Origin of the sequence: Candidatus Paracaedibacter symbiosus, from assembly GCF_000757605.1 — a bacterium.
Classification (GTDB): Bacteria; Pseudomonadota; Alphaproteobacteria; order Paracaedibacterales; family Paracaedibacteraceae; genus Paracaedibacter_A; species Paracaedibacter_A symbiosus.
Genome location: NZ_JQAK01000001.1, coordinates 21163 through 40721, shown reverse-complemented (window position 1 = coordinate 40721; position 19559 = coordinate 21163). Strand labels below are relative to the sequence as shown.

Here is a 19559-nt window from a genome sequence, read left to right as displayed (position 1 = left end):
CCATAAGAAGTTCTCATTGGACCAGCTAATATGCGGCATCTCTTTTTCTGCCTTTCCTTATTACACATAGCAACATCTACCATGGCAAATCTGTCGGATGCGCCCTTGACCCTGGGGCAACTAATGGAGGCTGTACCAGAAATTAAGACGGCTACACCGCAATTAACACCTGCGCCAAACCTGATCGGAAAAAAATTTACCATAGCGGGTCAAACCTACGAATGGCATTATTTTCTTTTTACTGGGTCAAAAAATGATCTTCCTAAAAAAATTACCTTTGCAGATTATGTAAGTAATCACAGTCTCCATAAGCTAAAAAGCCTCGCCTTTCACCCTATTGATGGGTTTACGTTAGAGTGCTTTGATACTTCCCGCACCCATACCGGCGATGAAGCATATTTCAATATTGTATTACGGCGAGTCGATGACGGTGAAGAAGAGTGAAATATAATATAACAATCAATAAGTTTCGCATTAGTTTTGAACGTCGCAATCAGAAAGAGACACTGGACCTTCTGGAAATGTTCTTGTAATAATAAGATAAAGGTTGATTCCTGGAGTTTGCGGTCGCATATTAGGAATCTATCTATCAAGAGTGGGCAATGACTACCTAAAACGTAGCGCTCAATATTAACCCGTGATCAAGTTTGTGAAATTATGTCAGATACAATTCATAATGTAGATTTTGAAAAAGCGTTAGGGGAAAGATACCTCTCGTACGCTTTGTCGACGATTATTTCACGGTCTTTACCAGATGTGCGTGATGGACTAAAACCGGTACATCGACGCTTAATTTATGCCATGCAGCAACTGCGCCTTAACCCTAATTCTCCCTTTAAGAAATCCGCCAGGGTTGTTGGTGACGTCATGGGTAAGTTCCATCCTCATGGAGATGCAGCGATTTATGATGCTCTTGTGCGTCTGGCTCAGGATTTTAGCGTTCGGTATCCCTTGATTGATGGTCAAGGAAACTTTGGCAACATCGATGGCGATAATGCCGCTGCAATGCGTTATACTGAGGCTCGCTTAACCGCTGTGGCGACTGCCCTTATGGAAGGCATTGAGGAAAATGCCATTGATTTCCGCACTACTTATGACGGCGAATCAGAAGAACCAATTGTTTTTCCGGCAGCTTTCCCAAATCTCCTCGCCAATGGCGCCACAGGTATTGCGGTGGGGATGGCAACCTCGATTCCGCCGCATAATGTGGTCGAAATCTGCCATGCTTTGATGTATCTAATTGAAAATCCTAATGCCACTGTTCGTGAGCTCGTTCAATTCCTCCCCGCTCCTGATTTTCCAACGGGGGGCACTTTAGTTGAACATCAAGAATCGCTGATTAAAGCTTATGAGACAGGTCGCGGTAGCTTCCGCTTGCGTGCGAAATGGGAAGTTGAACAGCAAAAAGCCGGTTTATACCGAGTTATTGTCACCGAGATTCCTTATCAAATTAATAAGTCCAAGCTGATTGAAAAAATAGCTACTTTGTTGAGTGATAAAAAGCTCCCCCTCCTCAATGATATTTTAGATGAATCGGCCGATGACATCCGTATTGTCCTGGAACCCAAAAGCCGCAATGTCGATCCAGAAGTTTTGATGGAATCGCTTTACAGACAAACAGATCTTGAAACACGCATTTCTCTTAACATGAATGTGCTCGATGGCGGCAAGATTCCGCGCGTCATGTCCTTGAAAGAAGTGCTACAAGCCTATCTTAATCATCGCCAGGTCGTCCTCAAGCGTCGAACAGAACACCGTCTTATCCAGATTACCAATCGCCTAGAATTGCTTGAAGGGCATCTGATCGCCTATCTCAATATTGATGAAGTTATCCATATTATTCGTGAAGAAGACGATCCCAAGATTGTGATGATGCAAAAATTCAACCTGACGGATAATCAAGTTGAAGCTATTTTGAACATGCGTTTGCGCTCTCTCCGCAAGCTTCAAGAAATCGAAATTCGTAAAGAGCATGGGGAATTAACAGAAGAACAAGAAAAGCTGAACAAACTTCTGGGAACCCCTCATTTGCAATGGAAACGCATTAAACAAGATCTCAAAGACTTGGAAAAAACCTATGGTCTTGACACAAAGATTGGTAAACGCCGCACGGTCATTACCGAACCAACCGACACAGTAATTATTCCGATTGAGGCAGTAATTGAACGCGAAGATGTGACCGTCATTTGTTCAGCAAAAGGCTGGATCCGTGCGGTTAAAGGTCATCAGGTAAGCGCAGAAGATCTTAAATATAAAGATGGGGACGAAGAAGGCTACATCCTGCCTGCCAGCACAACAGATAAATTGTTGCTTTTAGCAACCAACGGTCGTTTTTATACTCTGTCCATCGACAAGTTATCCCGCGGTCGAGGCCAGGGGGATCCCGTGCGCCTGATGATTGATCTAGATAATACAGAAGAAATCATTTACCTGATGGTAGCGCGTAATAAACCGGATCAAAAATACCTCCTTGCCTCTTCTGATGGGCGTGGATTTGTGGTGGAGGAAAGTAGTCTAATCGCGCAAACACGCACCGGAAAACAGGTCATGACGCCAGCTGATGGAGCCAAGGTTCTGACATGCCTGATGATTCCTGAAGAGGCTGCCTTGGTTGCTGTCATTGGTGAGAATAGAAAATTACTGATCTTTCCGGTAACTGATCTTCCGGTGATGTCCCGCGGCCGTGGTGTTACTTTGCAAAAATATCGTCAAGGAAACTTGTCTGACATCACTCTCATCAATGAAGCTGATGGGTTAAAGTGGGAACGTTCCGGCAAACAGTATCATGAGAAGGATCTATGGACCTGGCGTGGTCGACGTGCCACCCTTGGCCGCCTCGCACCTATTGGCTTCCCGCGAACCAATAAATTTTAGGTTCGGTGCCTTTATAGCCAATCTAGTATAGATTGGCTATAGGTTCTCTTGGGTTCTTTTGCGCCACATTCAGAGCAAGGAATAGGTTGAGACATTTCTCAACAAAAATTTTCTCAACCTATTCCTTGCCCTGAATTGAGGTCCTCGCTGTGAATATTTTGCAGCTTACTTTTACTTTTACGTTCACTTTCCGATTTTAGCTGACCGCAGGCTGCTAAAATATCACGACCACGCGGTGTTCTAACTGGCGCTGAATAGCCCGCCTTAAACACAATTTCAGAAAACTCAGCGATAGCTTTAGGTGAAGAACATTCAAAAGAAGAACCCGGCCATGGATTAAAGGGAATCAAATTAATCTTAGAGGGAATATGCTTGAGCAACCGAACCAATTCTCGTGCATCGGCAGGAGTATCATTCACCCCTTTCAGCATTACATATTCAAAAGTAATTCGGTTGGCGTTATTGGCGCCAGGATAATTACGACAGGCTTCCAATAATTCTTTGATCGGGTATTTCTTGTTGAGGGGTACCAGAATATTCCGTAACTCATCGCGCACTGCATGCAGGGAGACAGCAAGATTCACGCCCAGCTCCTCACCACATTGCTGCATCATGGGCACCACCCCAGAGGTTGACAAGGTGATTTTACGTTTGGATAGGGAAATCCCCTCGGGGTCCATAATGATTTTTAAAGCGTTAGCAACATTTTCATAGTTATAGAGCGGTTCCCCCATCCCCATCATGACGATATTGGACACATGGCGATGACTAAATGGTGTCGGCCATTCATTAAAGACATCTCGCGCGACCATCATTTGACCGACAATTTCGCCAGAAGTCAAGTTTCTGACAAGCTTTTGCGTGCCGGTGTGGCAAAATTTACAAGTCAGCGTACAACCAACCTGGGAGGAAATACAAATCGTGCCGCGGTCGACCTCGGGAATGTGCACGCACTCTACCTCTTGCCCATCATAAAACTTTAAGAGCCATTTTTGTGTCCCATCAGTTGATACTTGAGCTTGACTCAGAGTCGGACGATGGATAAAGAACATCTCTGATAAACGAGCGCGTAAATCCTTTGGAACATTCGCCATCTGGTCAAAAGAACGCACACCTTGAAAATAGAGCCAGTGCCATATCTGCTTTGCGCGAAATGCAGGAATTCCTGCTTCTTTAAACAGACCATTCAAATCGTCCCGGCCAATACCAATGATATTCGTTTGTTGCACAGTAGTTTATTCCTGATTCTTGCTGAATAAGTCTTATCCTCTGCTGTTGTTATCCAGAAGCCCCATGCGACGCGGATAGTAAGGAATAAGACAATTAGCCTATATATAAGTGCAAATAAGAGAAAATGCGAGACCTGTTTTACCGAAATTTAAATATTTCACACTATATTTGCCTTATAGAAAGATAATGTGAGGATAATTATTATGCTAAAATACACTAAAATTTTGTTCCAAAGTGCGGCCGTTCTAGCTTTTGCTGTCGCCACTCTCACCCCTGACACAAGCTTTGCTCGGAGCTCTGGTGGTGGAAACAACAATCAAAGTAATTACAGTAATCAAGGCAACGGCGGCGGCTACGATAATGGTAATTCCGATGATCAAGGCAACGGCGGCGGCTACGATAATGGTAATTCCGGTGATCAAGGCAACGGCGGCGGCTACGATAATGGTAATTCCGATAATCAAGGCAACGGCGGCGGCTACGATAATGGTAATTTCGGTAATCAAGGCAACGGCGGTGGCTACGATAATGGCGGTCAAGACGGCCAAGGTTCTTCCAACCCCTCTTTAAATGTTCAAGTCAACAGGGTGATGAAGGGTGAATTTGGCAATATGTTCGGCAAAGAACAGGAAAAATTTGAGATTTTCTTACGTGCCATGGATAACTCAACAGATAGCACTAAAGGGTCCAAACCTGTGCGCTTACCAATTGACGGGGGACAAGCCACCTTTGACATTCAGGATGGTGATCAACCTAAAGCTCTCTTAGTCGGCCTGTCAAAAAAGGGAAATAGCTACCAACAGTTCTGCCAGGGTCCTAAATTAAAAGATGGAGTGATGAAGGGATTTCCGCCGCAAATCACAATTACACTGAAAAATGGGAACCCACCATACAAAGCAGCTAACGGGATGCTACGTAATGATGCTTATCCTGTTTGTATGGTAGAGTAGACATAATAAATTTAGTTCGGCTTGAGATGCTAGAGAAAAAAACTGTTTTCTTTGCCAACTTATCATTCTTGAGGGCTAGCAGACCCTCGCAATGGCATCAAAGAAAGCCCTTGGTCTCACTGTCGCTTATGCCGAACTGACATTAGAGTTTTTTTACCTCGAATGGGAACTGTTAGACTTTATGATAAGGATGTCCAGCAAGAATCTGTTGTGCCCTATATAATTGTTCCAACACCATCACCCGCACTAGCATATGCGGCCAGGTGAGTGCCCCAAAGCTAATCAACAAGTCGGCTTGATCCCGAATATTTTGATGCAACCCCTCGGCTCCTCCAATACAAATATTGAACTCACTGGTCCCGCGTAATTGAAACTTTTGAATAGTTGTGGCAAATTGATCGCTTGTTAGATTTTGACCGCGCTCATCAAGGGCAAGTAATGGGGCGCCTGAAATAAGAGCGCCGCGAATCAGCTCTGCCTCAGCCGCCTTTAGTTCTGCGCCAGTCATGTTTTTTTTGCAGACCAATTGCTTGATAGCTAACTTCCAATGCAACCGCTTAACGTATTTTTGGATAAGGTCATGTTCTGGCCCGTCTTTCAACTGTCCCATCACGACAAGATTAATTTTCATGAAACCTTATACAAATGCCTGAGACTGGGGAATTTCCGCGCCCCACATTTTTTCAAGATTGTAGAAAGCTCGCACTTCGGGGCGGAAAACGTGGACGATAATATCACCAGCATCTACCAACACCCAATCACACTGTGGAATACCTTCAATGGACGATTTAACCCCGAGTTTCTTTAATTCACGGTGGATGCCTTCCGCAATAGCCCCAACTTGACGTGTGGAAGTCCCACTGGCGATAATCAGCTTGTCAGCGATGGACGATTTATTTCTTAAGTCAATGGTGACAATGTTTTCAGCTTTTTTCTCATCCAAAAGTTTTATGATTTCCTCATAAATCGCATCAACATCTAAAGGGGTAGTTTTTTCTAACATTCTAGCCTTCACTTGAATACTTTATATACAATAAGATAGATGGCTAATAAACTTAGTCGAGAAAAAAATATTTTCTCATCTAAATTATTAACCCTCAAAAATAAATATCAGAAATACCATGATAAAATGAAATTGTACAGTCTTTATGTTTCATCACGTTTTTTCCTTTATACATAAAGCATAGGGAGAGCTGACATTATCGCCCTCCTAACCTTTCTCGCTTCTGGTTTCCCCCAAAAATGATTTTGAGATGTTTTAACTTCTAAGGGAGGCAACTTAGGTATTTAGTTGTCAACATTATGGGAATTAAGAAGCGGATCAGCAAACAATTCTGTCAATCCATAACTATCTTCAAGATTATTATTCCAAGCGCCACTTTCTATTAAATCCTTTATGAACTCCTGAAGTGATCTTTGCGTCCTGAGACAAAATGATTTTTTATATTCAAATCCATTATCGGCAGTTCCCGCAGGAATATAAATGATATTACTTTTGCCAAAATTTGGTTCTTTAGTATTATAATCATATTGAATATAGGCTGGCGTATGTCGGACAACAATTCTGTTCACTAACGTAAAATTTTTTGTCCACTCCCATTCTTCATTCTTCTCAGACGCGTGGAGTGTCGTTAGATATAAAACTGATATTGCGAAAAAATGAAACCAATTCATGGGAGTTGCCTTTTCAACAAACAAGAAAGATTGTATTTATTTCCTCCAAAATTTCAAAAAAAACAATCTTATTATATGATAATTTTTAAACCTTAAAAATTTATAAAATAAAAAGAGGATCTGAGAGCGCTCTGAAAAAATTTCTTATTAATTTTTAAGCCATACCATTTTATGCAATGTGAATTGAATACGGATACATCGTCCCTAAATGTTACACTTCTTTCAAAACCAAGAATTGTGCTTCAGAGGCAAGAAAAAAGGGAGGAGAAGAGCGGAGGGTTGCCCATAAGGGCATCTGAGGACCGCGAACACCTTCTTGATGCCCCCCAAGGGGGAAGTAAGACGACGTTTTGAAACAGATCTAATAAAAATCGGAAGGATTTAATCAGCCATGCATCATGGAGGCATCATCCACTTTGATGGTGGCACGATTGCGGAAGTAAACCACCAAAATCGCCAAACCAATCGCCGCTTCAGCCGCTGCAACCGTCAGAATAAAAAGGGTGAAAATTTGCCCAACGAGATCCTGTAAATAAACGGAAAAAGCAACAAAATTGATGTTTATAGATAACAAGATCAGCTCAATGGACATCAATAGAACAATCACATTGCGTCTGTTCACAAAAAAACCCAATATGCCAATGGTAAAGACCAGGGCTGACACTACTAAATAGTGGTTGAGCCCAATGGATAGAATAGTTTCAAAGTTCATAGATTCACCCCTTTACCAGGTTCGACTTGCTTTAATTCAAGGGTTTGAGCAGGACTACGCAGTAATTGCTGGCGTGGGTTTTGACGACGGACGCCAGGACGATGCCTGAGTGTTAACACAATCGCCCCAATCATCGCCACGAGCAATACTACCCCTGCCAATTGGAACATCAACAAATAATCTGTATACAAAACCAAACCAATTGCATGGGCATTACTAACTGAAGCGTTCATAGGTGTTTGTAAAGTAGCAACTTCTACTACTGGCATTTTCCAATACCAACAAACAAAACCTAGCTCTATAGCAAAAACAAAGCCAAGTAACAATCCAACAAAACCATACCGTGCCATCCCCTGACGCATTCCTTGAAAATTGATATCCAGCATCATCACAACAAAGAGGAATAAAACAGCAACTGCCCCCACATAAACAATAATCAGAGTCATGGCGATGAGCTCTGCTCCCAAGAGTAAAAATAATCCTGCGGCATTCAAAAACCCAAGAATCAAGAACAAGACGGAATGTACCGTGTTGCGGGCAACGATAACCGTCACAGCGCTTGAAATCAAAATCGCGCTAAAGAGGTAAAACAATAAGGCGTGTCCCATAAACTCTCTCCTTCACCGATATGGTGCGTCTTGACGAATGTTTTCAGCAAGTTGTTGTTCCCAACGTTCACCATTTTCCAGTAACTTTTCTTTATTATAAAACAACTCTTCACGCGTGAAGGTTGAAAATTCGAAATTAGGTCCCTCGACAATCGCATCCACAGGACAAGCTTCTTGACACATTCCACAGTAAATACACTTGGTCATATCAATGTCATAGCGTGTCGTCCGGCGGCTGCCATCCTCACGTTCTTCTGCTTCGATAGTAATGGCTTGGGCTGGGCAAATCGCCTCACACAGCTTACAGGCAATACACCGTTCCTCTCCATTAGGATAACGCCTGAGCGCATGTTCACCGCGAAAACGGGGACTGATTGGTCCTTTTTCATAAGGGTAATTCAGCGTCACTTTGGGGCGGAAAAAATATTTCAGTGTCATCCACATTCCGCGGGCGATTTCCACTAGCACCCAAGAACGGATTCTTTTAGCCATAGAGCTCATCAATTACATCCTTTAAAACTTACAATACTCTTAACTTTTAAAACTCTGATGAGTTGTTTAAAGTTTCGGCAGCCATCCCATATATAGTAAAAATCCAGAAGTGAGTACTACCCACAATAGCGACAACGGCAAGAACACCTTCCAGCCCAAACGCATCAATTGATCGTACCGATAACGTGGCAAGGTTGCGCGCACCCATAAGAAAATAAACAGGAAGAAGCAGACCTTTAGAATAAACCACATAACTCCGGGAATCATATTGAACGGCGCAATATCCACAGGCGGTAGCCACCCACCAAAAAACAGAATTGTCGCCATGGAGCTTTGCAAAATCATGTTGGCGTATTCACCTAAGAAAAACAAGGCAAAGGAAAGTGACGAATATTCAACGTTATAACCTGACACAAGCTCCGCTTCAGCTTCGGGTAAGTCAAAAGGTGTCCGGTTGGTTTCCGCCAAAGCTGAAACGAAATGCACCACAAACATCGGCAATAAAGGCAAAGCAAACCACACGGTTTTTTGCGCTTCCACTATTTTCGTCAGATTCAATGAGCCCACACACAATAAAACCGTCACGATCACTAAACCGATAGAGACTTCGTAGGACACCATTTGTGCAGCTGACCGAAGCGCTCCCAAAAAAGCATAGCGGGAGTTACTGGCCCAGCCAGCAATAATAATACCGTAAACGCCAAGGGACGAAACCGCAAACAAATACAAAATGCCAACGTTAATATCCGCAAACACCAATCCCACGTCAAAGGGGATCACGGCCCACGCAGCCAAGCTCACACTAAAGGTGATAATGGGGGCTAAAATGAACAAAATGGGGTTCGATTGGGAGGGAATAATTGTTTCCTTATGCATCAATTTTAAGGCATCAGCAAACGGTTGTAGCAACCCAAAAGGTCCTACAACATTGGGCCCCACGCGAAGCTGCATCGCCCCCATCACTTTACGTTCTGCATAGGTTAAGTAGGCAACACCAATCAACAAAACCACCATAAAACCAATCGCCTTGAGAACAATTGGGAGCATGTGGAGAATGATTTCCAACGCCTGATCAAGCATGTGAGCATCCCCCTACTTTAGTCTGTTTTTTCTCTGTTTGCGCCAGCATACATTCCGCCATAATAGAAGAGTGTCTACTGATCGGGTCGGTCATATAAAAGTTATCAATCGTTGATTTTAAGGGTAAATGGCTCAAGGTTTCATGACTTTTATTCCGGGTGAGATTCCACACAGCGCCATAAATTTTCCCCATTTCTGCAAAAATCGGATTCTCCAAAATCAAGCGACGTATCATTCCCTCCTGATCATCATAGGACAAAGAGAAACCAAGACGCTCCCCAAGTGCGCGCAAAATTCGCCAGTCTTCTTTCGCATCGCCTGGAAGCGTGGCCGCCTGTAACGTACGCTGTGGCCGCCCCTCTGTATTCACATACGTTGCTGTTTTTTCAACATATGTAGCGCCCGGAAAAATCACATCAGCCCGATGCGCCCCTGCATCACCATGATGACCTTGATAAATCACAAAAGCATCACCAAACTGTGAAGCTGGTATTTCATCAGCCCCTAACAGATAGACAACTTTAATGCGACCATGTTGACAACCCGAGAGAATTCCATGCAGATCAGTCCCGCCATTTTGCGGCACAAAACCAAGATCCAGCGCCCCCACTCGGGCCGCTGATGTATGCAATACATTAAAGCCATTCCAGTCCGCCTGGATCATATTGAATTTGTCAGCAATAGACTGGCAAAGGCGCAAAATTTCTTGACCATCACGACGATTCAACGCCCCCTGCCCGACAATAATCATTGGGTTTTTGGCGGCCTCCAGTTTGACTGCAAAAGGATGGCTTCCTTCCAGCAGTTCTTTCAGCAATGGCGCCTGATCACCGAGATATTCATAAGAATAAGTAAGATCCACCTTCGGACCAATGCTAGCGATTTGAAGGCCACCTTTGAGATAACGTTTGCGAATTCGCGCATTCACCAAAACAGCCTCAGTCCGCGGGTTTGTCCCCACAAGAAGAATCGCATCGGCCTGCTCAATGCCGGCAATGGTCGTATTAAAAAGATAGCTACCACGGTTGGTCGCATCATGACAGGTCCCATCCTGACGACACTCAAGATTAGCGACTCCCAACTTAGTCATCACATCTTTTAACGCAATAATTGCTTCACAATCCGCCTGATCACCAACAATCGCAGCAATTTCAGCGGGTTTTGTAGCTTGCAGCTTTTCAGCTACGACTGCTAAAGCTTCTTCCCAGCTTGCAGGCTGAAGCTTACCGTCTTTGCGAATATACGGTTTATCCAGGCGTTGACGCTTCAAACCATCATAACTAAAACGTGTCTTGTCGCTGATCCATTCCTCGTTCACATCTTCATTCAAACGCGGCAAAACGCGCATCACTTCACGACCACGCGTATCAATACGAATGTTACAACCAACGGCATCCATCACGTCGATACTATTGGTTTTGGTGAGCTCCCAGGGCCTCCCATGGAAAGTATAAGGCTTGTTGGTCAGCGCCCCCACGGGGCAAATATCAATCAAATTGCCTGAAAGTTCGGAAAGGATAGCCCCTTCTAAATAGGTAGAGATTTCCGTATGTTCGCCGCGCTCAAACCCACCCAGCTCAGCAGTGCCAGCGATTTCATTGGAAAAACGAACGCAGCGGGTACAGTGAATGCAACGCGTCATAACCGTTTTAATCAGAGGCCCCATGTGCTTGTTGGTGACAGCACGCTTGTTCAGCTCATAACGACTTTGTCCCGGACCATAGTTGAGGGTCAAATCTTGCAAATCACACTCACCACCCTGGTCGCATATTGGGCAATCAAGGGGATGGTTGATAAGTAAAAATTCCAAAACGCCGCGACGCGCCTTTTCCACCAGCGGCGAGTTAGTATGAATCACCATACCCTCGCCTGCTGGCATGGAGCAACTGGCGATAGGTTTGGGTGATTTTTCCATCTCAACCAAACACATACGACAGTTCCCAGCAATGGATAAGCGAGGATGATAGCAAAACACCGGTATTTCGATACCCAATTGCTCGCATGCTTGCAGAACGGTTGTTCCGTTTTCAACCTCAACGGGAATATTGTTGATGGTCAGCTTTGGCATAAACCCTCACTCCTTTTATGCAGCTCGTTGCGATTGAGCAACGTTGTTCTTAATCCGATCCTCAATCTCTTGACGAAAATGTCTAATGAGTCCCTGCACGGGCCAGGCAGCAGCGTCACCCAAAGCACAGATTGTGTGGCCTTCTATTTGACGACTAACTTCCTCAAGTAAATCAATATCTTCAACGCGAGCTTGCCCCTTCACAAGGCGCTCCATCATCCGCCACATCCACCCTGTTCCTTCGCGACATGGTGTACACTGACCACAGCTTTCGTGCATATAAAATTTAGAAAGGCGAGCGATTGCCTTGATCACATCCGTCGATTGATCCATCACAATCACTGCCGCCGTCCCCAAACCTGATTTTTCAGCCTTTAAGCTGTCAAAATCCATTAGCACCGTGTCACAAACGCTTTTAGGTAACAGCGGTACCGAGGATCCTCCGGGAATAATCGCCTTCAAATTATCCCAACCACCACGCACCCCACCAGCATGACGTTCAATCAGCTCTTTTAAGGGAATGCCCATTTCAGCTTCGACATTGCAGGGTTTATTGACATGGCCGGAGATACAGAAAATTTTTGTGCCTGCGTTATTCGGACGACCAATACCGGCAAACCAGTCAGCACCTCGGCGTAAAATTGTAGGGACCACCGCAATACTTTCAACGTTATTCACCGTGGTCGGGCAACCATAAAGCCCCATTTGTGCAGGAAACGGTGGCTTCATACGGGGGAACCCTTTGCGTCCTTCAAGGCTCTCTAATAAAGCCGATTCTTCGCCACAAATATAGGCTCCAGCACCGCGATGGAGATAAAGCTCAAAATCCCAACCACTTTTTGCCGCATTTTTCCCCAGCAATCCAGCTGCATAAGCCTCATCAATGGCTTTTTGCAACACTTCAGCTTCATGGTAATATTCCCCGCGAATATAAATGTAACAAGCATGGGCACCAACGGCGAACGAGGCAATCAATGCGCCTTCAATCAGCTTTTGTGGCTCATTACGGATAATGTCACGGTCTTTACAAGTGCCAGGTTCACTTTCATCCGCATTAATCACTAAATAATGTGGCCGGTCACTTTCTTTCGGCATAAAGGACCACTTGAGTCCAGTTGAAAACCCTGCGCCGCCCCGTCCTCGCAGACCAGAACGCTTAGTTTCTTCAATTACCCAATCTCTGCCTTTAGCGATCAGCGCTGCTGTTTTATCCCAGTCGCCTCGCTTTTGGGCCGCAGCCAAAGTATAAGACTCACTGCCATAAATATTGGTAAAAATCTTGTCTTTATCAGCTAGCATCGGCATCTCCCTTAGCTTGCTTTACTTTTGTCTTTGCCTTTGACTCTGTAGCTATTTTTGGCTTTCCTTCAGATTTTTTCTGCGGTGTTGATCCTTTTTTAGCCGGCGCAACTTCACCAAAGGGGTAGCCTTCGGGTGCAGAGCCTTGACGGCCTATTTGTGATCCAGGCGGGCATAGCCGATCGTCAGCTAATTCATTTAAAATCTTTTCAAGGTGCTCTGGTGTCAAATCTTCATAAAAATCGTCATTGATTTGTACCATCGGCGCATTCACACACGCCCCTAAGCACTCAACCTCAACCAAACTAAATTTGCCATCAACGGTCACTTCGCCCTCTTCGATATCAAGCACTTTTTGACAACGTTCTTTCAAGTCGGCAGCTCCACGAAGCCAACAAGGCGTTGTCCCACAAAGTTGAAGGTGATATTTACCAACAGGCTTGAGGTTGACCATCGTGTAAAAACTTGCCACCTCAAACACACGAATCACAGGCATTTTAAGCATTTCAGCAATCGCCTCAATGGCATTACGAGGCACCCACCCACCCGATTGGCGTTGCGCAATGTCTAAGAGTGGCAAAACTGCACTTGCCTGACGCCCCTCAGGATATTTGGCAATGTGATACTGTGCTTTCGCCATATTTTCTTTTGTAAAAACGAAAGGACCTTCAGGCTGTCCTTGTTGTTGAGCTCGCATTTCTTTCACCGGTCAATTTCCCCAAACACAATATCAAGCGATCCAATAATAGCCACTAAGTCGGCCAGCATATGCCCCTTACACAAAAAGTCCGATGCTTGCAAGAAAGCAAAGCCAGGAGCGCGAATCTTGCATCGATAAGGACGATTACTGCCATCGGCAATGAGATAAACACCAAATTCACCCTTTGGTGCTTCGACAGCTGTATACACTTCCCCAGCTGGCACGTGGAATCCTTCAGTATAAAGTTTAAAGTGATGAATTAATGATTCCATCGACCGTTTCATCTCCCCCCGCGGCGGTGGAACAACTTTGCGGTCGGCAGCCAAAACTGGCCCTTCCGGCATCATATCAAGACATTGATGAATAATTTTCAAGCTTTCCCGCATTTCCGCCATACGAACCAAATATCGATCATAGCAATCGCCATGCTTACCCACGGGAATGTTAAACTCAAGCTCGCTATAAATTTCATAAGGTTGCGAACGCCGCAAGTCCCAAGCAGCACCTGACGCGCGCAATACCGGCCCTGAAAAACCCCAGTCCATAGCATTTTCGATAGAGATGGCACCAACATCCACCGAACGTTGCTTAAAGATACGATTTTCGGTGAGCATCACCTCCATCTCATCCAGCATTTTAGGCAGATTGTCAGCAAAGACTTTAATATCCGCCAGCAATTCTGGTGGCAGATCCTGGTGGACTCCTCCCGGACGGAAATAGGCCGCATGCAACCGAGCGCCGCAAGCACGTTCATAAAATCCCATTAAGTATTCGCGCTGCTCAAAGGCCCAAAGAAACGGCGTCAACGCTCCCACATCCATGGCATAGGCAGGCACGGTTAGAAGATGATTGGCAATGCGCGTTAATTCAGAATAAAGCACCCTTATAAATTGAGCACGACGGGGCACTTCTAAACCAAGCAGCTTTTCAACCCCCAACACAAAAGCGTGCTCTTGATTCATTGGAGAGACATAATCTAAGCGGTCAAAATAGGGAATTGCCTGCAGATAAGTCTTATTCTCAATTAACTTTTCTGTACCTCGATGCAAAAAACCGATGTGGGGGTCGGTCCGCTCAATCATTTCGCCATCCATTTCCAGGATGAGGCGCAACACACCGTGAGCCGCAGGATGTTGCGGCCCAAAGTTCATGGTAAAGGTTCTTTGCTCTGTCATTTACTTGCCTTTTCATCACCAGGAAGAGGGCTTTCTGTGGCTTCAGGTTCGCGCATCATTCCCTCCCAAGGACTCAAAAAATCAAAATTACGAAAATCTTGCGTGAGACGAACAGGTTCATAAACCACCCGTTTTTCCTCATCATTATACCGCACCTCAATATAGCCAGTGAGCGGGAAATCTTTGCGCAATGGGTGACCTTCAAAATTATAATCGGTCATAATGCGACGCAAATCGGGATGATCCGCGAAAGGTATACCAAACAAGTCCCAAACTTCCCGTTCGTACCAATTGGCTGAGTTAAAAATTGAGGTCACAGAGGGCACTGGCACCTCAGAATTGGTGGCAATTTTGACGCGAACACGCTGGTTATGCTCTATGCTTAAGAGATGATAAACAACCCGAAAACGTGGCAACTCACCAGGATAGTCAACACCACAAATATCTAGCAAAATCTTAAACTTACACTCAGGATTGTCCCGTAAAATTGTAAGAACCCGCACAATAGAGCCCGTATAAACATCGATCGTGAGCTCATTATATTGAATCTCAGAATTAATACAGTCAGGCCCCAGGATATCCCTGATATTTTCCGCCAGATTTTCTAAACTTGCCATCGAATATGAACCCTATAATATGATCTGATTACCGCGTTTAATTTTTTGATGCAAGAGCAAGATACCATAAAGCAATGCTTCGGCTGTTGGTGGGCACCCAGGCACATACACATCCACTGGCACTACCCGGTCACACCCCCGCGTCACCGAATAAGAATAATGATAATACCCGCCGCCATTGGCACAACTTCCCATCGAAATCACCCATTTTGGATCCGCCATTTGATCGTACACTTTACGCAGTGCCGGCGCCATTTTATTGGTGAGAGTTCCCGCCACAATCATCACATCCGATTGACGCGGACTTGGCCTAAAAAACATACCAAAGCGATCGAGGTCATAGCGACTTGCCGCTGTATGCATCATCTCGACGGCGCAGCACGCAAGACCAAAGGTCACGGGCCACATAGAACCTGTTTGCGCCCAGGCAACAAGTTTGTCAATCTGAGTAACCACATAGCCCTTGTCAGTAATTTCATTGCTGACAATCTTAAATAGATCTGCCTCGTCCTGGAGACCTTGGGGTAAGCCGGAGCGAAACGACTGAAGTTCTGCTTGTGATGGCTGCTTTATTCCCATTCCAGCGCTCCCTTTTTCCACTCATAAATAAAGCCAATGGTTAAGATTCCCAAAAACAGCATCATCGACCAAAAACCAAACGCGCCAATATCACCAAGAGTAATCGCCCAAGGGAACAGAAACGCGATTTCAAGGTCAAAGATGATAAATAAAATGGCGACGAGGTAAAAACGCACATCGAACTTGCCCCGCGAATCGGAAAACGCATCAAAACCACACTCATATGGCGATAGTTTTTCAGGATCTGGGTTTGAAGCCCCCCGCAGCCACGAAAGGGTGACCACCACTAAGGAGATGACAATAGCCAACCCTATAAAAATAAGGATCGGTAAATAATTTTCGAGGTAACTGCTATCCATGTGAATCTAACGTTACAAATACTCTTTATCTTGAACTCTACCATGACTTTCAAGATGTTGCACTAGCACAAACGAGAATTTTAAACATTTTTTTTAGATATTTGAGAAAAAACACACTAACCTACTGTATTTTAATTATTTTTTGTTTTATAGTAAATAAAAGATGAATGCGTTCTTAAAAAGAGTAAAATGCTGGCGAGGACAAGCTCTGAGGAAATAACAGCCCCCCCCCTCCCCTGCGTCCAATAGCGTCATTTACAAATTATTTCCAGAATTTATTATCTGTATCAATAAATTAAAAAAATTAAGTTTTATTTAAGAGCACACATCATGACCGATAACACTGAAATTAACCTTAACATTCATCACCAACCAACCTGTTTGCGGGATCACATCGCCTTTTCTCTTGTCAAATTCATGCGTTTTTTTGCCGATACATTTTTTCGCAAAAGGTACGGCCATCGCGCCGTCATTTTAGAAACAGTGGCCGCCGTTCCAGGTATGGTTGGCGGGATGCTCAAACACTTGAAGTGTTTGCGCCGTATAGAAGATGACGAAGGATGGATTAGAGAGCTTTTGGATGAAGCTGAAAATGAAAGAATGCATTTGATGACTTTCATTAAGATTGCTCAGCCCAACTTTTTGGAGAGATGCCTGATTATTTTCGCACAAATTGCTATTTTCACATGCTATCTAACTCTTTATATTTTTACGCCAAAAACAGCGCACCGTGTAGTCGGCTATTTAGAAGAAGAAGCGGTTATTAGCTACACTCACTACTTAAATGAAGTTGAGAGGGGTGCCACTCCGAATGTTGATGCCCCCGCCATCGCAAAAGAATATTGGAATTTAAGTGAGGATGCGAAACTCGCTGATCTTATTCGCGTGGTTCGCGCCGATGAGTGTAAACATCGCGATGTCAATCATCGTTTTGCCAACCAATTATAAGGCTATATTGAGGATCCCCACATTCTAGTTGCGGGGGAACTTTCCCTATGTTAAGTAGTAAGCACTCACTTATAATAAAGAGATTTATCCCTATGTCGACTCATTGCTGTGATCATTCTCACGACGATTCTTCTGCACCTCACCACCATCAATGGACATTAGCTGAAGTAAATGCGTTGTTTGCTCTCCCCTTTAATGACTTGCTTTATCTCGCGCACCAAGTCCACCGGATGAACTTTAAGGCAAACGAGGTGCAACTCAGCACTCTCCTGAATATAAAGACAGGAAGCTGCCCAGAAAACTGCTCCTACTGTCCGCAATCAGCCCACTATAACACTGGCCTTAAAAAAGAACCGCTGATGTCACTCGACACTGTTCTTGAAACCGCTAAACGGGCTAAATCAGCAGGTGCTAGCCGTTTTTGTATGGGGGCGGCCTGGCGCAGTCCGCGCGATGCTGACCTTGATAAAGTAATTGAGATGATTCAGGCTATTAAGGCTGAAGGGCTTGAAACTTGTGTCACTTTAGGCATGCTGACCCCCGCTCAAGCGCACAAACTAAAGGTCGCGGGACTTGATTACTACAATCATAATATTGATACTTCCGAAGAGCACTACAAAGAAATCATTACCACCCGCACATTCCAGGATCGCATTGAAACGATCGAAAATGTCCGCCAAGCAGGGATTAATGTCTGCTGCGGAGGAATCGTTGGAATGGGTGAGGAAGTAGAAGACCGAGCCAGCATGCTCATGACCCTTGCCAACATGAAAGAACCACCTGAAAGCGTGCCTATCAACATGCTGGTTAAGATTGAGGGAACCCCTTTGGAGAATAACGAAGCTGTTGATCCTTTTGATTTTATTCGAACGATTGCTGTTGCTCGGATTTTGATGCCAAAATCGCGTGTGCGCCTTTCGGCAGGCCGCACAGCAATGTCGGAAGAAATGCAGGCTTTGTGCCATTTCGCAGGCGCAAACTCTATTTTTTATGGTGAAACGTTGCTAACCACCGAAAATCCAGTTCCTGCAAAAGATGTCGCTTTCTTTGAAAAGCTAGGTTTGACAGGGATTTAAAAAAGAAGGCTCTGTAAAAAAAATTAATAAGAATAACTTTTTCCGAAAGCGTAAGGCGGGCCTAAATTCCGCCTCACTTTATGTTAAGAAGTAAATCCTAAAACTTAGATTTTTCCAAATCTAGAACCTCCACTTTTTTCTTAAATTAGTTGCCTGGTTTACAATTCTTTGGGCTTCGCGTTCCACCTTTGGTGCTTGCTCTTCAACTTGGTCTAAAACTCTTTGGGCTTCGCGTTCCACCTTTGGTGCTTGCTCTTCAACTTGATCTAAAACTCTTTGGGCTTCGCGTTCCACCTTTGGTGCTTGCTTTTCAACTTGGTCTAAAACTCTTTGGACCTCACGTCTTACTGTTTCAATATCATTGGTAGGTTGAAATGTATCGTCAGCTGCGAAAGTTCCAGTAGCACAACCTAGCAGAGCAGCAAAAAGAATTGTTGTCTTGTTCATTGTTATATTTTCTCATTTAATAAGTTATAAAAACTTCGTCACCATATCTCAAATATAATATTAAGGGAAGGTAATATTTTGTATATAATACCTGTGGAGGTGGCTGTTTTTCTCATCACCCTTCTGTCAATATAGTTACGCTGTATCTCGGTATATTGTCACCATTGAACGAGAAAATAAAAGATGTCGCTTTCTTTGAAAAGCTGGGTTTGACGGGGATTTAAATAATGTGGTGATGGGGATGGCAAAGTCATCCCCCTTCTCTTACTTTTTTAATAACTGCCGCAGATTTTCCAATTCTTCTATCTGAGTTTCATCGAGAGAACATTGCCCTGCAATCTGCTCAATAAGCTGAGTTAAGTCATCTCTCTCTATTTCATGACTCTGAGAGACAATTTCTAGCACCTCCGGCGCGTCCTTCACCTCTGCTAAAGCTTCGGCACAGAGTTCTTTCCAATCATTAATTTGCCACTTAATACCTTCTATCAGTTCTTGAAAACTAGGCGGTCTTTTCAACTCACTATCTGAGTCAGTATCTGATTGCTCCTGCAGTTGAAGGCTAAGACTTATCGATCCAGCCTCTTGCTCTTGCGGACGATCTGCTGCAAACGTTGCTGTTGTTATGCAAAACAAAACAGCGAAGAAGCTTAATTTATTACTCATTGGAATAT

Annotated in this window: 22 protein-coding genes; 5 read left to right on the top strand and 17 right to left on the bottom strand. The window is 44.3% G+C overall.

The window, feature by feature from the left end; all coding sequences use genetic code 11:
- The first annotated feature begins 30 nt into the window (after positions 1-30).
- Together IG80_RS0100200 and parC are read left to right on the top strand one after the other, a co-directional pair.
- On the top strand, positions 31-444 hold the full coding sequence (locus tag IG80_RS0100200; RefSeq protein ID WP_156961971.1) for a hypothetical protein: 414 nt from the start codon (positions 31-33) through the stop codon (positions 442-444).
- A gap of 213 nt (positions 445-657) precedes the next feature.
- A complete protein-coding gene (gene parC / locus IG80_RS0100195) occupies positions 658-2874 on the top strand; it encodes a DNA topoisomerase IV subunit A (RefSeq protein WP_032112096.1) in 2217 nt (738 codons plus the stop codon).
- Positions 2875-2987: 113 nt separating this feature from the next.
- On the opposite strand, the gene rlmN is transcribed toward parC, so the two are convergent.
- Positions 2988-4103, bottom strand: coding sequence for a dual-specificity RNA methyltransferase RlmN (gene rlmN, locus IG80_RS0100190; protein ID WP_052045786.1), 1116 nt, complete (start codon positions 4101-4103; stop codon positions 2988-2990).
- A gap of 204 nt (positions 4104-4307) precedes the next feature.
- Here rlmN and IG80_RS13000 point away from each other — a divergent pair, with 204 nt between their 5' ends.
- A complete protein-coding gene (locus IG80_RS13000; protein ID WP_052045784.1) occupies positions 4308-5054 on the top strand; it encodes a hypothetical protein in 747 nt (248 codons plus the stop codon).
- A 172-nt stretch (positions 5055-5226) separates the two neighbouring features.
- On the opposite strand, the gene IG80_RS0100180 is transcribed toward IG80_RS13000, so the two are convergent.
- From IG80_RS0100180 to IG80_RS0100115, 14 genes are all read right to left on the bottom strand, one after another.
- Positions 5227-5685: a 23S rRNA (pseudouridine(1915)-N(3))-methyltransferase RlmH gene (locus tag IG80_RS0100180; RefSeq protein WP_032112095.1), complete on the bottom strand. Its 459-nt coding sequence runs from the start codon at positions 5683-5685 to the stop codon at positions 5227-5229.
- Between the two features lie 6 nt (positions 5686-5691).
- The gene (rsfS, locus tag IG80_RS0100175) at positions 5692-6057 is read right to left on the bottom strand and encodes a ribosome silencing factor (RefSeq protein WP_032112094.1); all 366 of its coding nucleotides are present in this window, start codon (positions 6055-6057) and stop codon (positions 5692-5694) included.
- 284 nt (positions 6058-6341) lie between these two features.
- On the bottom strand, positions 6342-6728 hold the full coding sequence (locus IG80_RS0100170; RefSeq protein WP_156961970.1) for a hypothetical protein: 387 nt from the start codon (positions 6726-6728) through the stop codon (positions 6342-6344).
- A gap of 385 nt (positions 6729-7113) precedes the next feature.
- Entirely contained in the window at positions 7114-7440 is a 327-nt protein-coding gene (gene nuoK, locus IG80_RS0100165) for an NADH-quinone oxidoreductase subunit NuoK (RefSeq protein ID WP_032112092.1), read from the bottom strand.
- Entirely contained in the window at positions 7437-8048 is a 612-nt protein-coding gene (locus IG80_RS0100160; protein ID WP_032112091.1) for an NADH-quinone oxidoreductase subunit J, read from the bottom strand. Before IG80_RS0100160 ends, nuoK begins: the two co-directional genes overlap by 4 nt.
- A gap of 12 nt (positions 8049-8060) precedes the next feature.
- Complete coding sequence (gene nuoI / locus IG80_RS0100155) at positions 8061-8549, bottom strand: NADH-quinone oxidoreductase subunit NuoI (protein WP_032112090.1); 489 nt, start codon at positions 8547-8549, stop codon at positions 8061-8063.
- A 57-nt stretch (positions 8550-8606) separates the two neighbouring features.
- A complete protein-coding gene (nuoH, locus tag IG80_RS0100150; protein WP_032112089.1) occupies positions 8607-9620 on the bottom strand; it encodes an NADH-quinone oxidoreductase subunit NuoH in 1014 nt (337 codons plus the stop codon).
- The gene (nuoG, locus tag IG80_RS0100145; protein ID WP_052045782.1) at positions 9613-11688 is read right to left on the bottom strand and encodes an NADH-quinone oxidoreductase subunit NuoG; all 2076 of its coding nucleotides are present in this window, start codon (positions 11686-11688) and stop codon (positions 9613-9615) included. Before nuoG ends, nuoH begins: the two co-directional genes overlap by 8 nt.
- Positions 11689-11703: 15 nt before the next feature.
- Complete coding sequence (gene nuoF, locus IG80_RS0100140; RefSeq protein WP_032112088.1) at positions 11704-12987, bottom strand: NADH-quinone oxidoreductase subunit NuoF; 1284 nt, start codon at positions 12985-12987, stop codon at positions 11704-11706.
- Positions 12977-13684 carry an NADH-quinone oxidoreductase subunit NuoE gene (gene nuoE / locus IG80_RS0100135; protein WP_084756240.1) on the bottom strand — a complete coding sequence of 236 codons (708 nt, stop codon included), beginning with the start codon at positions 13682-13684 and terminating at the stop codon, positions 12977-12979. The genes nuoF and nuoE overlap by 11 nt, the downstream gene beginning before the upstream one ends.
- 5 nt (positions 13685-13689) lie before the next feature.
- Positions 13690-14862 (bottom strand): NADH-quinone oxidoreductase subunit D, encoded by a 1173-nt coding sequence (locus tag IG80_RS0100130; protein ID WP_032112087.1) that lies wholly within the window; start codon positions 14860-14862, stop codon positions 13690-13692.
- Complete coding sequence (locus IG80_RS0100125) at positions 14859-15479, bottom strand: NADH-quinone oxidoreductase subunit C (RefSeq protein WP_032112086.1); 621 nt, start codon at positions 15477-15479, stop codon at positions 14859-14861. Before IG80_RS0100125 ends, IG80_RS0100130 begins: the two co-directional genes overlap by 4 nt.
- Before the next feature lie 12 nt (positions 15480-15491).
- Positions 15492-16058 (bottom strand): NuoB/complex I 20 kDa subunit family protein, encoded by a 567-nt coding sequence (locus tag IG80_RS0100120; RefSeq protein ID WP_032112085.1) that lies wholly within the window; start codon positions 16056-16058, stop codon positions 15492-15494.
- Entirely contained in the window at positions 16049-16417 is a 369-nt protein-coding gene (locus tag IG80_RS0100115) for an NADH-quinone oxidoreductase subunit A (protein WP_032112084.1), read from the bottom strand. Before IG80_RS0100115 ends, IG80_RS0100120 begins: the two co-directional genes overlap by 10 nt.
- A gap of 330 nt (positions 16418-16747) precedes the next feature.
- Here IG80_RS0100115 and IG80_RS0100110 point away from each other — a divergent pair, with 330 nt between their 5' ends.
- On the top strand, positions 16748-17365 hold the full coding sequence (locus IG80_RS0100110; RefSeq protein ID WP_032112083.1) for an alternative oxidase: 618 nt from the start codon (positions 16748-16750) through the stop codon (positions 17363-17365).
- Between the two features lie 92 nt (positions 17366-17457).
- On the top strand, positions 17458-18441 hold the full coding sequence (gene bioB, locus IG80_RS0100105) for a biotin synthase BioB (protein WP_032112082.1): 984 nt from the start codon (positions 17458-17460) through the stop codon (positions 18439-18441).
- Between the two features lie 120 nt (positions 18442-18561).
- Here bioB and IG80_RS0100100 read toward each other — a convergent pair whose 3' ends face one another.
- Together IG80_RS0100100 and IG80_RS0100095 are read right to left on the bottom strand one after the other, a co-directional pair.
- Positions 18562-18888 carry a hypothetical protein gene (locus tag IG80_RS0100100; RefSeq protein WP_032112081.1) on the bottom strand — a complete coding sequence of 109 codons (327 nt, stop codon included), beginning with the start codon at positions 18886-18888 and terminating at the stop codon, positions 18562-18564.
- Between the two features lie 264 nt (positions 18889-19152).
- Positions 19153-19551 (bottom strand): hypothetical protein, encoded by a 399-nt coding sequence (locus IG80_RS0100095; RefSeq protein WP_032112080.1) that lies wholly within the window; start codon positions 19549-19551, stop codon positions 19153-19155.
- Between the last annotated feature and the right edge of the window lie 8 nt (positions 19552-19559).